We start from the raw sequence: 14,821 nt of genomic DNA, 5'->3' as shown, positions 1-14,821 counted from the left end.
CGCGGGACCTCCTCACTTTCGCTCAAGTTAGAGCGTCACTCTAAACGAGGGATTCCCACAGCTGAAGAGACCTATCGGAACAGCGATCTCCTGACTTGAACGCCACACCAATCCTCGGACGCCGCAGGCGGGCCGATCAGTGGAGCCCGCATACGCGTCCGGTCGGTTCACGTCATGGCGGGCTCGTCGTCGAGGCGGAACCTCGGGTCGCCCGGGACGGACGCGAGGAGTTGAGCGGTGTACGGGTGGTTCGGCCTGGCGAAGGTGGCTGCGGTCGGGCCGAGTTCGACGAGGTCCCCGTGCAGCAGGACCGCGACCGTGTCGCTGACGTGCCGGACGACGGCCAGGTCGTGTGAGATGAAGAGCATCGTCAGCGACAGGCGACGGCGCAGATCCGCGAGCAGGTTGAGGATCTCGGCCTGGGTCGTCAGGTCGAGGGCCGAGGTGATCTCGTCGGCGATGACGAACCGGGGACGCGGTGCGAGGGCTCGCGCGATCGCCAGCCGCTGCCGTTGGCCGCCGGAGAACTCGTGCGGGTAGCGGTCCATGGTGTCCGGGTCGAGGCTCACCTGGCTGAGCAGCTCGGCGATCCGGGTCCGGACCGGTTTGACCCGGGCCCGGATCGGATCGAGTGCCTCGGCGAGCGACTGCGCGACGGTGCGTCGCGGGTCGAACGAGGAATACGGGTCCTGCGGGATCATCTGGACCGTCGCGGCTCCCGCCCGTCCGCGCGAGGTGCGCAGCGGGGCGTCGTCCACGAGGATCCGGCCGCTCGACGGCCTGTGGACGCCGACGAGGGTCCGCGCGAGCGTCGTCTTGCCCGAGCCTGACTCACCGACGAGCGCGAGCGTGCTGCCCCGGGGGATGTCGAACGAGATTCCCTTGAGCACCCTGCGGGCCGCGACGCCGTGGCCGAGCTCGACGGTGAGATCCTCGACGCGCAGCAGCGGATCGGCCGTTTGCGGGTCCGGTGCGGTGGCGGTGGCGGACATCAACGGCTCCCTTCCGCGGCCGGAGGGCGGTCCGCGGCTTTGTCGAAAAGGTCGTCCGACGGCGCCCCGCTCGGCTGCGCCGCGTGCGCGTCGGCCGTCCACCGGACCGCGCTGAGGGTTGTGCCGGCCTCGACCGCGGCGGGCGTCGCCGCGAGCAACGCGCGGGTGTACGGGTGGGTGACCGTCCCCCGGCGCAGATCGTCGCCCGTCGTCCGGTCGACGACCCGGCCGCCGTGGAGCACCAGGACGGTGTCACAGAGCACACCGACCACGCCGATGTCGTGCGAGATGAACAGCATCGCCGTACCGTGCTCGCGGTTGATGCGCCGGAACTGGCGCAGTACCTCCGCCTGGACGGTGACGTCGAGGGCCGTCGTCGGTTCGTCGGCGATGAGCAGCCGCGGGTTCGTCGTCATCGCGGAGGCGATCGAGGCGCGCTGGAGCATGCCGCCGCTCAGCTCGTGCGGGTGCTGGCGCAGCCGCCGGTCCGGCTCGGTGACGTGGATGTCGGCCAGGGCGCGGACCATGTCCCGCGCGGCCTGACGCCGGGGCGTCCCCAGATGCACCCTGGCCACCTCGGTGAGCTGGGTGCCGAGCCTCAGCGCGGGGTTGAACGTGCCGATCGGGTCCTGGTAGACGATGCCGATCTCGGTCGCGAGGCGGCGCTCCGGTGGTGTTCCGAGCAGGTCGAGGTCGCCGAGGACAAGGCGCGACGCGTTCGCCCGTACGCCCTCGGGGAGCAGGCCCGCGACCGCCATGGCGATGGTGGACTTGCCCGAGCCCGACTCCCCGACGAGGCCGACGATCTGGCCGGCCCCGATGGTGAACGACACGTCGTCGACGAGTGTCCGGTCTCCGGCCCGCACGGTCAGCCCGGCGACGGTCAGCAGGCCGTCCGGCTCCGTGTCGGCCGCTGCCCCCGCACCGCCCGATGCCCGGATCGCCCGCGTCGGGCCGTCCTGTGCCGGGGCGGCCGGTCCCGCCACGTCCGCCGTCCTCGCCGGCGCGGGGGCCGTGCCGCGGGTTCGCGGGTCGACGAGTGAGGCCACGCCGTCTCCGAGGAGCATGGCACCGACACCGGTGACGATGAGCATGATCGACGGAGCGAGGACGAGCGACGGCTGGGCGAAGATCGACGGCAGCGCCTCGTTGAGCAGCCGTCCCCAGTCGTACTGCGGGCTCTGCACACCGAGGCCGACGAACGACAGACTGCTGATGTCGAGCAGGGACAGGGTGAAGCTCGAACTGAGGAGCACCAGCAGCGGCCCGCTGATGTTCGGCAGGACATGCCGGCCCAGGATGCGCAGGCCGGGGACGCCGAGCAGGCGCGCGGTGAGCACGTAGTCCTTGTCCGCGACGGTCGCGGCGAGATTCGCCGTGAGCCGTGCGAAGCCGGGGACGCCGGCGACGGCGATCGCGACGATCGCGGACACCGTGCCCGGACCGAGCACCGCCGCTATGACGAGGGCGAGCACGAGCGAGGGGAAGGCCACCGCCGAGTCGATGAGCCGCAGACAGGTCTCGCGCAGCCACCCGGGCGCCAGGTGGACCAGCGCGCCGATCGCGACGCCGACGACGAACGAGGCGGCGGTGGCGGCGGCGGCCATGAGCAGGGTGAGCCGGGTCGCGACGAGCGCCCGGGCGAGGACGTCACGGCCGAAGGCGTCGGTGCCGAGGAGATGCTCGGCACCGGGCCCGAGCCGGGTGTCGTCCGTGAGGGTCTCGGCGGAACCGCTCAGCAGCGGCGGGGCCAGGAGGGCCACGACGAGAAGCACTCCGAGGATCACGGCGCCGGACAGCAGCGACGGGTTGCGGCGCCGACGGCGCACGGTCGTGTCAGTGGCCACGACGACCTCCCTCGAGCGTGCGCGGGTCGACGATCCCGAGGACGACGTCCACGAGGAGGTTGACGAGGAGGGCGAGCATGCCGACGACGAGGATGATGCCCTGGATCACCGGGTAGTCCTTGTTGATGATCGCCTGGACGACCTCGGTGCCGAGCCCCGGGTAGGTGAAGACGTTCTCGAGGATGATCGTCCCGCCGAGCAGGGACGTGAGGACGAGGCCGCTCAGGGTGAGGACACTCGTCACGAGGTTGGGCAGCGCGTGGCGGAGGTGGAGACGCACGGATCCCAGGCGGTGGCCGCGCGCGGTCCTCATGTAGTCCTGGGCGAGTACCGAGGCCGTCTCCTGCCGGACGACCCGGGCGATGGCGAAGGCCGGGCCGATGCAGAGCGCGGCGATCGGCAGGACGAGCGCGGTCGGCGTCTCGGCGCCGCCGGACGGCAGCAGCCCGAGGCTGATCGAGAACAGGACGATGAGGAGGGTCGCGACGACGTAGACCGGCGCCGACGCGAGGAGCCCGGCGGCCGTGCCGAAGCCGACGCCGAGCCGGCGGCGGCGTCCGTCACGGGTGAGGACACCGACGGCCATGCCCAGCGGGACGGCGATGACCAGGGAGAGCAGGACGGCCGGGATGACGAGCTGGACGGTGTACGGCAACCGGGTCGCGACGATGTCCGCGACCGGGGTGTCGAACCGGAACGAGGTGCCGAGCCGTCCGGACGCGATGTCGCCGAGGTAGTGGACGAACCTCGTCGCCATCGGCTCGTCGAGGCCCAGTCGTTCGCGTATCGCCGCGAGCGTGGCCGGGGAGGAGTTGGTGCCGGCGATCGCGCGGGCCGGGTCCCCTGGCAGCAGGGGCACGATGAGGAACGTCACGAGGACGAGCAGCAGCATGGACATCAGCAGGCCGCCCGCCCGGCGGACGGCGAACCCGGCCCAGCCACCGCCCAGCCGCAGCCGGGGAACGCGCCGGACGGGAGCGGCGGGCAGCGGCCCGGTCGGGACCGCGGTTTCGGCACTCACAGCGCCCCCGCGAGTGCCGCGTCGTCCGGGTGCCGCTCGTGCCAGCGGAACATCGGTTCGAGCTGGGCCGACAGGCGCAGCAGTGTCGCCTCGTCGTAGGGTGCGCCGATGAGCTGGGCACCGACCGGCAGCCCGTCCGCGGTCGTGTGGACGGGCAGCGAGATGGCGGGCAGCCCGGCGATGTTGACGAACGCGGTGAACGAGACCATCCGGGTCTCGGTGGCCCGCGGACCGTCCGGGTCGGAGTTCGCCTCGTCGTACACGGGGCCGACCGGTGGCGCCACGACCGCCGTGGTCGGCGTGAGGAGGACGTCGAAGTCCCTGCCCCACTGGGCGACCACGTCGCGTGACTCGGCCTGCAGGCGTGCCGCCGTACGGGCGTAGTCGCCGGCGGTGACCTCCAGGGCGGTTTCCCGGCGGCGCCGGATGTAGGGGTCCACCGCGTCGGGGTCGTCGACGTCGATGGCGTAGGTGGAAGCACTGATGATCGTCCAGGTGAAGCCCATGATCGCTTCGTACGAGAACATCTTCGGACGGGCCTCGACGACGTCGTGCCCGAGGTCGCGCAGTGCCTGCGCGGCCGTCAGCGCCGCCTTGCGGCACTCCTCGTCGACCGGCAGCCCGGTCGGCGCGTCGAGGAGCAGGCCGATCCGCAGCCGCCCGGGATCGGCACCGACCTCCTCGATGTACGGGCGGGCCGGTTCGGGCGCGCTGTACCAGGAGAGCCGGTCGGCGCGGCCCATGACGTCGAGCATGAGGGCCGTGTCGCGCACCGTGCGGGTGATCGCGCCTTCGGTCGTCGAGTGTTCCCAGGCCCGGACGAACGAGGGCACGCGTCCCCGGCTCGGCTTGAGGCCGACGAGGCCGGTGACGGACGCCGGGACCCGGATCGATCCGCCGCCGTCGCCGGCGTGTGCCACCGGGGCGAGCCCGGCCGCTACGGCCGCCGATGCGCCGCCGCTCGACCCGCCGGAGGTGTGGGCCAGGTTCCAGGGGTTGCGCGTCTTGCCGTGCCGGGCGTTCTCGGAGACGGTCAGAGCGCCGAACTCCGGCGAGTTCGTCCGGCCGAGGGGTATCGCCCCGGCGTCGAGGAGGAGTTGGACGTCGGGGTCCGTGAGCGTCTGCGGGGTGTCGCGGATCGCCAGCGAGGACATCGTGTTGGGTTGTCCCGCGACGGAGCTGAGGTCCTTGATGGGGACTGGGACGCCGTGCAGCGGGCCGAGCGGATCGCCACGCAGCACCGCCCGCTCGGCCCGGACGGCCGCCGTGCGCACGGCATCGGCGTCGAGCCAGACGACGGCGTTGACGGCGGGGTTGATCCGTTCGATGCGGTCGAGGTAGGTCTCGGCCACCTCCACCGGGCTGACCTCTTTCGTGCGCACGAGGTCGGCGATCTGCTGGGCGGTGCTGAATGGGTCGATCACCAGGAAGCTCCTGTCGGAAGATGCAAGGGTCTCGGTGCGGGGCGCCGGATCAGCGCGGGGATTCTCCGTGCCGGACGGTCGGGTCCGGACGCGTGGGTCTCCGCCGCGTGCGGGCGGCCTGTCCGTCAGCCGGTGACGCGCAGGATGGGGTCGTCGAGCGAGCCGCCGAGCATCTGTGCGCTGAATCCCTTGCGCAGCGCGTAGATGAACGGGTCGTTGACCAGCGGCACCGCGTCCACCTGTGAGATCAGGGCCTTGGCGGCCTTCTGGTAGGCGGCGCAGCGGGCCTCTTCGGTCGTCGCCTCGGCGCCCTGGGCGAAGGCCTTGTCCACCACGGGGTTCTTCACCGCGCCGAGGTTGCCGCCGCCTTCGGGGACGGTCGGGCCCACGAACTTGGCGAGCGGGCTGGCGAGGCTGCCGAGGAAGTTGAGGTCGGCGAAGACCGTGACGTCCCAGGCGTCGGGCTTGCCGAACACGGTCCCGACCCAGGTCCCGACGTCGACGTTGGCGAGGGTGACGTCCGCGCCCGCGGCCCGCAGCGCCTCCTGGACGTACTGGTTTCCGGCGCCGGCGGGACCGACGACCTGGGGGCCCACGAGGCGGATCTTCTTGCCCTTGAGCGAAGCGGCCGCCGCAGTTTTGTCCTTCGGTACGAGGAAGGAGGAGCCGGGGTCGTTGCAGGGGATGCCCTTCTGCACGAACATCGTCGACGGCTCACCCGTCTCCTTCGAGACGACCTTGGTGAAGGCGGCGCGGTCGACGGCCTGGGCGACCGCCCGGCGGGTGGCGACGTCCGCGAAGACCGTGCCGGGTCGTTCGTTGAAGAGCAGGTAGAAGTCGGAGAACCGGCTGATGCTCACGCTGTGGCCGGCCACACCGTCGAAGCGCGGGATGCCGGAGGCGTCGATCTTGCCGATGTCGAGCTGGCCGCTGGTCACGAGGTTGCCGGTCGCCGTCGGGTCGGGCGAGACCAGGTACTCCATCGTCGCGGCGACCTTGCCGGGGATCTTCGTACGCCAGTCCGGCCATGCCTTGTACTCCGGGCGAAGCTTGTAGGAGTACGAGACGCCGGACTTGGACTTCTCAAGGAGGTACGGGCCGGACTGGGAGCCCTCGGCCTTACCGGCGGCAAGGGCCTTGAGGTCCTTGAGTCCCGCCGGGCAGACGATGCCCGTGCTCGCCACCGACAGGCCGGTGACCATGTCACCCCACGGCCTGGCGAGCGTGATCTTCACGGTGTTCGCCGCGTCGTCGGCGGTCACTTTCACCGTGTTGCCGGGGCCGAAGACCGTGGGGAGATCGGGCGCCGCCGTCTTCGGGTCGATGTAGCGGTCGAGGGAGCCCTTGACGACCGTCGGTGTGATCGGCGTCCCGTCGGCGCAGGTCGCGTCGGTGCGCAGGGTGAACGTGGCCGAGGTCGGCGTGTTCTTCCACTGGGTGGCGAGCCCGCCGACGAGCCCGCCGTCGTCCTTGCGCACGAGGGTGTCGTAACTGTTCCGGGCCAGCAGGTAGTCCGGCAGGGACAGGGCCTTGGCCGGGTCGAAGCCGGCGGGCACGTCGATCGTCGTCCGGATCCTCGTCGCCGTGGCGGCATCGCCGCCGCTCGAGTCTCCGGACGTCGATCCCGTGGTGGTACAGCCGGCGAGTACGGCTGTCATGGCGACGGCTGCGGTCACAGGGACCGCGCGGGTACGGGTCTGGCGCATGGGTGCTCCTGGAGAGGGATGTCGCGCTCTGCGCAGGTCACGGGGGATCGGGCGGGACGAGCGCGAGCAGTTCGGGGTGGAGGCGGTGCGCGCGGAGCTCGGCGGACGCCGCTCGGGAGCGAGCCGTGGAGCACTCGGTGTGGAGAGGATGCCGCCAAGTGAACGACGTAGTCAATAGCGTTAACTATCTTTGCGCGCGCCGCCTCCGCCGCCGATTTCGGCCGCGGAGGCGGCGCTGGGCGGTGACCGCGAGGAGTGACGCGTGTCAGTCGCGCGGGAGCGTCGCAGCCTCCGCCGAAAGGGCCGCGAGCAGGAGGTCCGTCTGCCGGTGGAAGACTTCGGTCATGTCGACGCTGCGCAGGTGCTCCTTCGCCGCCTCGGCGTAGGGGTACGCGTCAGGATCCGCCGGCTGGTATTCCTGCACCCAGTTCACCTCGGCGCCGAACCGCTGGTTGACGAGCCGCCAGGCGTTGTTGCTCGCCATGGCGAGGATGAAGTTCGAGAACGCCTGATAGTGCAGGACGGCCTCCCGGCCGCGCCAGCCGCCGCGGTGGAACGCTTCCAGGACGGCGTCCACGGCGCGCAACTCGTGAACGCCCCGGGTGACTCTCCCCATGCAGAGCGCGGCGGCCGCCGGGTGGTCCAGCGCGGTGTTCCAGGCACGGATCGCCAGGTCACGCAGCGACTCGGCCCACGACTCCTGCGGCTCGTACTCCTCCAGGGAGATCCTGTCGAGCTCCTCCGCGACGGCGATCATGATGTGGTCGCGACTCGCGAAGTGCCGGTACACCGCGGTTGCGGAGGCGGACAGCTCCTTGCCGAGTCGCTGGAAGGTCAGCGCGTCCGGCCCGTCTTCGTCGAGGATCCGCAGCGCGGTCCCGGCGATCAGCCCCTGGGAAAGAGTTCCCCGTTGCAGCCGCTTCCTCGACCGACCCCCCGCGACTGCCACTCGCACACCTTCCTCGGACGGACGGCCAGCACACGCCGCCGCAGCCTGCGCCTCCTTATCGGCGACAAGGAAACCAGCCTAAGCGACTGAGCGGATCATCTTCGGCCGGGTCACCGCAGTGGCCGTCTTTCACCCGGACCACGGCGGCGAATCCACATCCGAGGCGTTCCGGCAGCCAGCGCATTCGGCGCGATCGGGCAGCTGGACGAACGGGCGGAGCCCGGGCCGCCGAGGGTGTCGGCGGCCCGGGCTCCGGTCTCGGTCCCGTGCGGATCAGGCGGGTGTGCCGTGGCCCGACCTGCGGGCCCGTCGGTGCAGGATCCAGCCGGTCACGGTGAGCGCGGCGGCCGAGGCGGCCGCGCCGAGGACGGTCAGGCCGGTGGAGGCGAGGCTCCCGCCGCCGCCCGTCGTCGTGGTCCCTCCCGTACCGCCGGAGGCACCGGTCGTGCCGGTCGCGCCCGTGCTTCCGGAGGCCGAACCGCCGCCGGAGGTACCGGTGGTGGAGGTGCCGCCGTCGGTGTCACCGCCGTCGTCGGTGTCCACCGGGTCCTGACCGACGAAGGCGACCGGGACCTTCACGTCCTGCGAGCGGTCGCCGGAGAGGGTGTGGTCGGCGCGGGTGGCGAGGACGCACCGGACCTTGAAGCAGTCGGTGTACTCGTCCTCGGCGTCGACGGTCAGCTCGACCTCGAACGCCCCGCCTTCCTCGTACGGGGTGGCCAACTCCTCGCCGTAGTCGGGTGGGTTGGAGGAGATCCACGCGGAGGAGTGCGACTCGCCCGTCATGTCGACGCCGCCGATGCACGGGGAGGGCAGTTCCCCTTCGCCGTTGTCGACGCAGAGGGCGACGTAGATGCCCTTCTTCTCGTCGTAGCCGGAGCCGGTGACCTTCAGGGTCTGGCTCTCGGTGGCGAGGTCGTTGACCGGGGTGACGGTGAGCCGCTGGCCGTCGGAGCCGGTGACCGTCTTCGTGCCGGAGGGCTCGGCGGCCCCGCCGTTCCCGCCGCCGTCTCCGCCGCCGGTGCTGTCGTCGGCCTCCGTGACGGTGAGGGTGAAGGCGGCGGTGCGGGTGGTGCCCACGGTGTTCTTGAACACGGCGCGGTACTGGTAACCGTCGTGCGCCGCCTTCGCCTTGAAGGTGTACGTGTTCTTCGTCGCGCCCTCGACGGTGGACCAGGTCTGGGCGCCGTCGGTGCTGACCTCCCACGTCACGGTGGGCGCGGGGGTACCGTCGGCCGCCGTGACGAACGAGACCTCGTCGCCCGGCGCCACGGTCCGGTCGGTCGGGGACTGGGTGACCTTCGGGGACATCCGGCGGTCGAGCTTGGTGATCTCGCCCTCGGTGGGGCTGCCGACGTAGACGGTGGTGCCGCCGGGGGCGACGGCGACGGATGCGGAGCCGTTCTGGGAGTCGTTGCCGTCCAGCTTCGTGCGGACGGCGGTCTCCGCGTAGGTGGCGGTGTCGTACACGGCCAGGCTGCTGACGCCGTCGCTGCCGCCGCTCAGGGTGCCGTCGTCCTGCCAGACGACGAAGGCCCGGCCGGTGGCGGTGTCGAAGGCGATGTCGGCGGCCTCGTCCGGGCCCTCGATCGTCTTCAGGAGCTCGGCGTCCTTGTCGTGGACGAGGACGGAGTCGCCGCTGCCCACCCAGACGTTGCCGGTGGCCGGGTCGGTCTCGACGAACTCGACGCTCGTGGCGCTGAGTTCGGCCGAGGCGGTGACGGTGAACGAGCGGGTGTCGACCCGGCGCAGGGTGCCGCCGTCGGCGCCCACGGACCAGGCCGTGTCGCGGGCCTCGTCGACGCCGAGCAGGGAACCGCCCTCCAGGGTGAGGGTGCGGTTCTCCAGGGGGACGGCGGTGGCGATGTCGACCTCGGAGAGCTGGGCGCCCTGCGCGACCAGGACGGTGGAGTCCTTGGTGCCGGGGCCGATCCCGGTGATGTTGGCGCCCGCGATCCACTTGCCCGCGGCCGCCGGGTCACCGGCCTTGGCGGTGCCGATGCCGCGCAGCGCGAACTGGAACACGGCGCCGTCGCCGGCGAGCGGGGCGGCGATCCGTACGACGGCGCGCGGGCCGAGCGTGCCGGTGGTGCCCGGGAACTGGGGGGTGTGGCCGAGGCTCCTGCCGTCCGCCGGGTCGAGGGCGTGCAGTCCTCGCTCGTCGACCGCTCCGGAGGCGGCGAAGTTGTCCGATCCCGCGTACAGCTTCCCCGACTCCGGGTGCAGCAGGAGGTCGTTGACCTTGCCGGCCGCCGGGAACGCGGCGGACTCGACGTAGTCGACCGTGCCGGCGGGCACGTCCTCGCCCTCGCCGCCGTCACCGCCGCCGGTGTCCTGGCCCTCGAACCGGACGGGGACACGGACGTCCTGGGAGCGGTCGCCGGAGTTGCGGTGGTCGACGCGGGTGACGACGGAGCAGGCGACCTCGGTGCAGTCGACCCCGTTGTCCTCGGCCTCGACGTCGATCTCGACGTCGAAGGTGCCGCCCTCGCCCCAGGCGATGGCGAGGCTGCCCTCGTACGGATCGCCCTCGGGGACGATCCAGTGGGAGGAGCTGCCGGTGCCGGTCTGGTCGGCGCCCCCGATGCACGGGGAGGGGATCCTGCCGTCGCCGTTGTCCTTGCACAGGGCGACGTAGACGGCCTTGGCCGTGTCGTAGCCGGAGCCGGTGACCCTCAGCTTCTCGCCCTCGGGATCGAGGTTCGCCGAGGCGGACACGGTCAGTTTCTGGCCGTTCGCGCCCAGGCCGGTCTTCGGGGTGTCGGCGGCCTGGGCGGCGGTGCCCACCGTGACGGCGGTGATCGTGGCGGCCACCAGGGCGACCGCTCCGAGGAGCGCCGCGGGGCGCCCGAGGCGAGGTCCGGCCGCGCGCCCCGGCCGCCTTCCCGTCGTGTCGTCTCTCATGGGTACCTCATTCGTCGGGTGCGCCCCGCACCCGGGGGACGCCGAGGGCCGGGCCCCGTGGCGAAGGGGCCCGGCCTGGTGGGTGGTTACTGGAAGGTGAGGGGGGTGTGGACGTCGTACTTGCGGTCGTTGGTGTCGAAGTGGTCGGCGCGGGTGACCACGGCGCAGGTGACGTCCTCACCGCAGACGCTGCCGTCCTCGAGGGTGGCCCGGACGTAGATGTTCACGCTGAAGGTGCCGCCGGCGCCGAACTTGGAGCTGTTGGCGAAGAGGCCGCCGAAGGTGTTGTTGATCCAGTGCGAGGCGCCCGTGGAGCCTGCCTCGTCCTGGCCACCGAGGCAGGGGGTCGGCTTGTCGGCGCCCTGCGCGCCGTTGACGACGCAGAGGCCGACGTAGATGCCCTGGGCGGTGTTGTAGCCGGAGCCGGAGACGGTGATGACCTGGCCCGACGCGGCGGCCGTGTTCGGCGCGGTCAGGGACAGGTTGTAGGTGGTGGCGCCGTCGACGATCGTGCGGGTCGCGGTGGCGGCGGAGGCCGAGGTGGCGAGGCCCAGGGTCAGGGCGGCGGAGGCGGCGACGGCGAGACCGGCGCGGGCGGCGGCACGAGCTGAGGGAACGACTCTCATCGGAGAGCACCTTTCTCAGGAACGAGGAGGCAAGCTTAGGTAAGGCTTACCTAAGCTTGCCTGTGATCTCTTTGTCAACAGAACGCAAAGAACCCTCAACGGGCCCGCGTCCGCCCCGTGTTGACACGGGCCCGGGCGGCTCAGGAGGTCGCTTCGTCGGCGCGCACGGTGAACTCCGCGACGGCCTCGCGGCCACCGGTCACGGAGTACAGCCGTACGGTGTGCGCGCCCTCGGTCGCGGTGTCGTACACCGGGAAGTCACGGGCGATCCGGCCCGACTCGTCGGCCACGGCCTGGTAGCGGGTGTCGTCGTCGATGGCGATCAGTACGACCTCACCGGGCACGAAGCCCTCACCGGTGACCCGACGGCCGTCCCCGGCCGCCGGGTTCGCGAGGCTCACGGCGGCGGACGGGGTCACGCCCGCCTTCCGCTCGGCATCGGCGTCGGCATCCGACCCGGATTCCGTCCCCGTCCCGGCGGAGCCTGCCGATGAGCCGCTCCCGCCCTCCGGGGGCGGGGAGGCGTGGCCGTCGGACGCGCCGGGCGCCCCTTCCTGCGGATCGGCGGCGCCGGACGCTCCGGTTCCCACGGTCACGCCGAGCGGGGCGAGTTCGTCTCCCGCCGTGTACGACCGCCCGCTCCACCGGGTGAGCAGCGCGGCGCCCTCGGCGGTCAGCGACACCCGCAGGCCGGACCAGGTCGCGCCGCCGCTGCGGACGCTCGGCGCGCCGGCACCCGGGCCGACCCGGGCCAGCGTCAGGTCGCCGCCCTCCCCCGCCCGTCGGGCCCGCACCCGGAGCGTGCCGGTGCCGTCGTCGAGCCGCAGCCGCAGTGCGTCGAGGGTCAGGGTGTCCGTACCGGCTCCGCCGAGCCGGATCGAGCCGTCGAGTGCGACGTCCGCGTCCCCGGCGCCCGGGTTCACGCTGCCGCCGTCGACCGGGAACCAGGTCCGGCCCCCGGAGCCGCGCACGGCGGGCGCCCCGGCCGTCACCATCGCGTCGGCGCCGGCGGACGTCTCGAACGCCGGGCCCCAGCTCGCGTAGCCGCCGGACACCTCACGCGGGGACCCGGCCCCGTCCCGTGCCGCCGCCGTGCCCTGACACAGCAGGGCGAGCAACGCACCCGCCGCCGTCACGGCGGCACCAGGTCTGTTCATCACCTCGAAGCCCTCCCTGGAAGGTCGGCCGCGCGGCCGACCGGACGCCCCTCACCGGGGGCGCCGAACGATCTGTGAACGGCCCTCGTCGACACGCCGTCATCGACACGCCGTCGGTGAGTGACATGTCGTCAGTGAGTGACAAGTCGTCAGTTTGCGCCCTCGGGCCCGGCGTCGGTACGGCGGCGGCGTGCCCAGAGCCAGGCGGTCCCGCCCGCCGCGACCAGTCCGGCGGCGGTGATGCCGAGCGGCACGGCGGCACTGCCGGTGTCGGCCAGCGGGTCGTCCGAGGCGCCCGTGTGGTTCGACGTGCCGCCCGTGCCACCGGTGGCCGTCGCACCCGTCCCGGCCGACGGGGTCGCGGAGTTGCCGCTCCCCGGGGCGTCGCCGGCGTCGCCCGCCGCGGCGGCGAAGGTCACCGGGATACGGACCGTCTGGCTCTGGTCGCCGCCCCTGGTGTGGTCGTTGCGGGTGATCACGGCGCAGGTCACACCGGACTTGGCGCAGTCGGTGTTGGCGTCCTTGGCGCGCACCTTGAGCTGCGCGGAGAACGTGCCCTTGTGCCCGCTGCCCCAGTACGGCTTCGCCAACCCCTCCCCGTACGAAGGCGGGTTGGAGGAGACCCACACCGACGCGCCGGAGTCGCCGGACATGTCGACGCCGCCCACGCAGGGCGTGGGGGTCCTGCCCGCTCCGTTGTCCACGCAGAAGGCGACGTAGATGCCCTTCTCGGTGTTGTAGCCGGTGCCGGACACGGTGACCGTCTCGCCGTCCGGGTCGAGCCCGGAGGATTTGGAGACGGTGAGTTGCTGGCCCTCGGGACCGGTCGCGGAGCCGCCCGCGGCCATCGCCGAGGGAGCCGAGGAGAGGATCAGAGCGCTCGCGACGGCGACGGCCGCCGGGGCAGCGCGCAGGACTCGTAGGCCACATCTGTGCATCGGTGTCAGCACTCCCACCATAGGAAACTCAGGTAAGGCTAACCTAAGGTAGCGAACACCTGGATTGAACGGTAGACATGGAAGGCGGTTCGATGCGAAGGTCCGGAGGAGCTCAACTCACCAGCATTCGAAGGGGAGTTGCCGCACTCGCCGTTGCATTCGCGATGCTGGCGGCCGGATGCGCAGGCGGCGCCAGGGAAGGCGAAGCAACGGGGGCGAAGCCCTCGGCGTCGTCCGCGAGCGAGCGAGCGGCGGCCGCCGAGAAGCAGTTGAGGACGAACGCGCTCGTCCCGCTGGAGGGCGGGGCGCCCACACCGAAGTTGCCCGTCACCGTCGACTCGTCGGACGGCCGGAAGGTCACCGTCGAGGACGCGTCACGGATCCTGCCGCTCAACGGAGGCATCGCGGAGATCGTGTTCACGCTCGGCCTCGGTGACAAGGTCGTCGGCCGGGACATCACCGCGACCTTCGAGGAGGCCAAGGGGCTCCCCCAGGTCACCAAGGCGCATGACGTGAGCGCGGAGAGCGTACTCTCGCTGAAGCCGACCGTGGTCCTGGCCGACACCGACACCGGGCCGAGCGAGGTCGTCGACCAGATCCGTGACGCCGGGGTGCCCGTGGTGGTCCTCGACCCGGCCGACGACCTCTCCGACGTGAGCACACGGACGACCAGGGTGGCGCAGGCGCTGGGGGTCCCGGCCGCCGGCGAGGCCCTCAACGAGCGCTTCGCCGAGGAGTTGAAGGCCGCGCGGGCCACCGTGCCCGGGGGAAGTCGGCCGAAGGTCGCGTTTCTGTACATGCGGGGGTCGGCCGCCGTCTATCTCATCGGCGGGAAGGGGTCGGGAGCGGACTCCCTCATCGACGCGGCCGGGGCGGAGGACGCGGGGGTGGCGGCCGGACTGGACAAGCCGTTCACCCCGATCACGAGCGAGGCCCTCGTCAAGGCTCAGCCCGACGTGATCCTCATGATGAGCAAGGGACTTGAGTCGGTCGGCGGGGTCGACGGACTGGTGGACATTCCCGGGATCAGGGAGACACCGGCCGGGATGGACCGCCGGGTGGTGGATCTGGAGGACGGGGTGCTGCTCGGTTTCGGGCCGCGTACTCCGTTGGTGATCGACCTGCTGGTGGATCGGTTGCATCAGGGGTGAGGAGGCTCTGCGACGCGTGGGAGCTCGGGGGTTCGGGTGCGTCGGCGGGTGCGGGTGCGTGGGGGCTGGTCGCGCAGTTCCCCGCGCCCCTGAAAAGCGGGGCTGC

General features: G+C 72.0%; 11 protein-coding genes. 1 reads left to right on the top strand and 10 read right to left on the bottom strand.

What is annotated here, in order from left to right; genetic code table 11:
* Positions 1-167: 167 nt before the first annotated feature.
* From ACZ9QC_RS38980 to ACZ9QC_RS38935, 10 genes are all read right to left on the bottom strand, one after another.
* Complete coding sequence (locus ACZ9QC_RS38980; protein WP_472917419.1) at positions 168-992, bottom strand: ABC transporter ATP-binding protein; 825 nt, start codon at positions 990-992, stop codon at positions 168-170.
* Positions 992-2,839 (bottom strand): dipeptide/oligopeptide/nickel ABC transporter permease/ATP-binding protein, encoded by a 1,848-nt coding sequence (locus tag ACZ9QC_RS38975; RefSeq protein WP_472917418.1) that lies wholly within the window; start codon positions 2,837-2,839, stop codon positions 992-994. The genes ACZ9QC_RS38980 and ACZ9QC_RS38975 overlap by 1 nt, the downstream gene beginning before the upstream one ends.
* Entirely contained in the window at positions 2,829-3,860 is a 1,032-nt protein-coding gene (locus ACZ9QC_RS38970) for an ABC transporter permease (protein WP_472917417.1), read from the bottom strand. The genes ACZ9QC_RS38975 and ACZ9QC_RS38970 overlap by 11 nt, the downstream gene beginning before the upstream one ends.
* Positions 3,857-5,284 (bottom strand): amidase, encoded by a 1,428-nt coding sequence (locus ACZ9QC_RS38965; RefSeq protein WP_472917416.1) that lies wholly within the window; start codon positions 5,282-5,284, stop codon positions 3,857-3,859. Before ACZ9QC_RS38965 ends, ACZ9QC_RS38970 begins: the two co-directional genes overlap by 4 nt.
* 125 nt (positions 5,285-5,409) lie before the next feature.
* Entirely contained in the window at positions 5,410-6,990 is a 1,581-nt protein-coding gene (locus tag ACZ9QC_RS38960) for an ABC transporter substrate-binding protein (RefSeq protein ID WP_472917415.1), read from the bottom strand.
* Between the two features lie 265 nt (positions 6,991-7,255).
* The gene (locus ACZ9QC_RS38955; RefSeq protein WP_472917414.1) at positions 7,256-7,939 is read right to left on the bottom strand and encodes a TetR/AcrR family transcriptional regulator; all 684 of its coding nucleotides are present in this window, start codon (positions 7,937-7,939) and stop codon (positions 7,256-7,258) included.
* 273 nt (positions 7,940-8,212) lie between these two features.
* Complete coding sequence (locus tag ACZ9QC_RS38950) at positions 8,213-10,843, bottom strand: immunoglobulin I-set domain protein (protein ID WP_472917413.1); 2,631 nt, start codon at positions 10,841-10,843, stop codon at positions 8,213-8,215.
* Positions 10,844-10,929: 86 nt separating this feature from the next.
* Positions 10,930-11,469: a hypothetical protein gene (locus ACZ9QC_RS38945; protein ID WP_472917412.1), complete on the bottom strand. Its 540-nt coding sequence runs from the start codon at positions 11,467-11,469 to the stop codon at positions 10,930-10,932.
* Between the two features lie 140 nt (positions 11,470-11,609).
* Positions 11,610-12,626, bottom strand: coding sequence for an HtaA domain-containing protein (locus tag ACZ9QC_RS38940; protein ID WP_472917411.1), 1,017 nt, complete (start codon positions 12,624-12,626; stop codon positions 11,610-11,612).
* A 149-nt stretch (positions 12,627-12,775) separates the two neighbouring features.
* Positions 12,776-13,564, bottom strand: coding sequence for a hypothetical protein (locus ACZ9QC_RS38935; RefSeq protein WP_472917410.1), 789 nt, complete (start codon positions 13,562-13,564; stop codon positions 12,776-12,778).
* A 164-nt stretch (positions 13,565-13,728) separates the two neighbouring features.
* Between ACZ9QC_RS38935 and ACZ9QC_RS38930 the strand changes: the two genes are divergently transcribed.
* A complete protein-coding gene (locus tag ACZ9QC_RS38930) occupies positions 13,729-14,715 on the top strand; it encodes a heme/hemin ABC transporter substrate-binding protein (RefSeq protein WP_472917409.1) in 987 nt (328 codons plus the stop codon).
* Positions 14,716-14,821 lie beyond the last annotated feature (106 nt).

Source organism: Streptomyces sp. HUAS MS02, assembly GCF_055702265.1.
Note: the sequence above shows the minus strand (reverse complement) of the source record. Positions and strands in the feature narration are given on the sequence as shown.

Bases quoted from the DNA above. Each gene is read 5' to 3' on its own strand.
- ACZ9QC_RS38980 (WP_472917419.1), bottom strand. From the start codon at position 992: ATGTCCGCCACCGCCACCGCACCGGACCCGCAAACGGCCGATCCGCTG.
- ACZ9QC_RS38960 (WP_472917415.1), bottom strand. From the start codon at position 6,990: ATGCGCCAGACCCGTACCCGCGCGGTCCCTGTGACCGCAGCCGTCGCC.
- ACZ9QC_RS38950 (WP_472917413.1), bottom strand. From the start codon at position 10,843: ATGAGAGACGACACGACGGGAAGGCGGCCGGGGCGCGCGGCCGGACCT.
- ACZ9QC_RS38945 (WP_472917412.1), bottom strand. From the start codon at position 11,469: ATGAGAGTCGTTCCCTCAGCTCGTGCCGCCGCCCGCGCCGGTCTCGCC.
- ACZ9QC_RS38940 (WP_472917411.1), bottom strand. From the start codon at position 12,626: ATGAACAGACCTGGTGCCGCCGTGACGGCGGCGGGTGCGTTGCTCGCC.
- ACZ9QC_RS38935 (WP_472917410.1), bottom strand. From the start codon at position 13,564: ATGCACAGATGTGGCCTACGAGTCCTGCGCGCTGCCCCGGCGGCCGTC.
- ACZ9QC_RS38930 (WP_472917409.1), top strand. From the start codon at position 13,729: ATGCTGGCGGCCGGATGCGCAGGCGGCGCCAGGGAAGGCGAAGCAACG.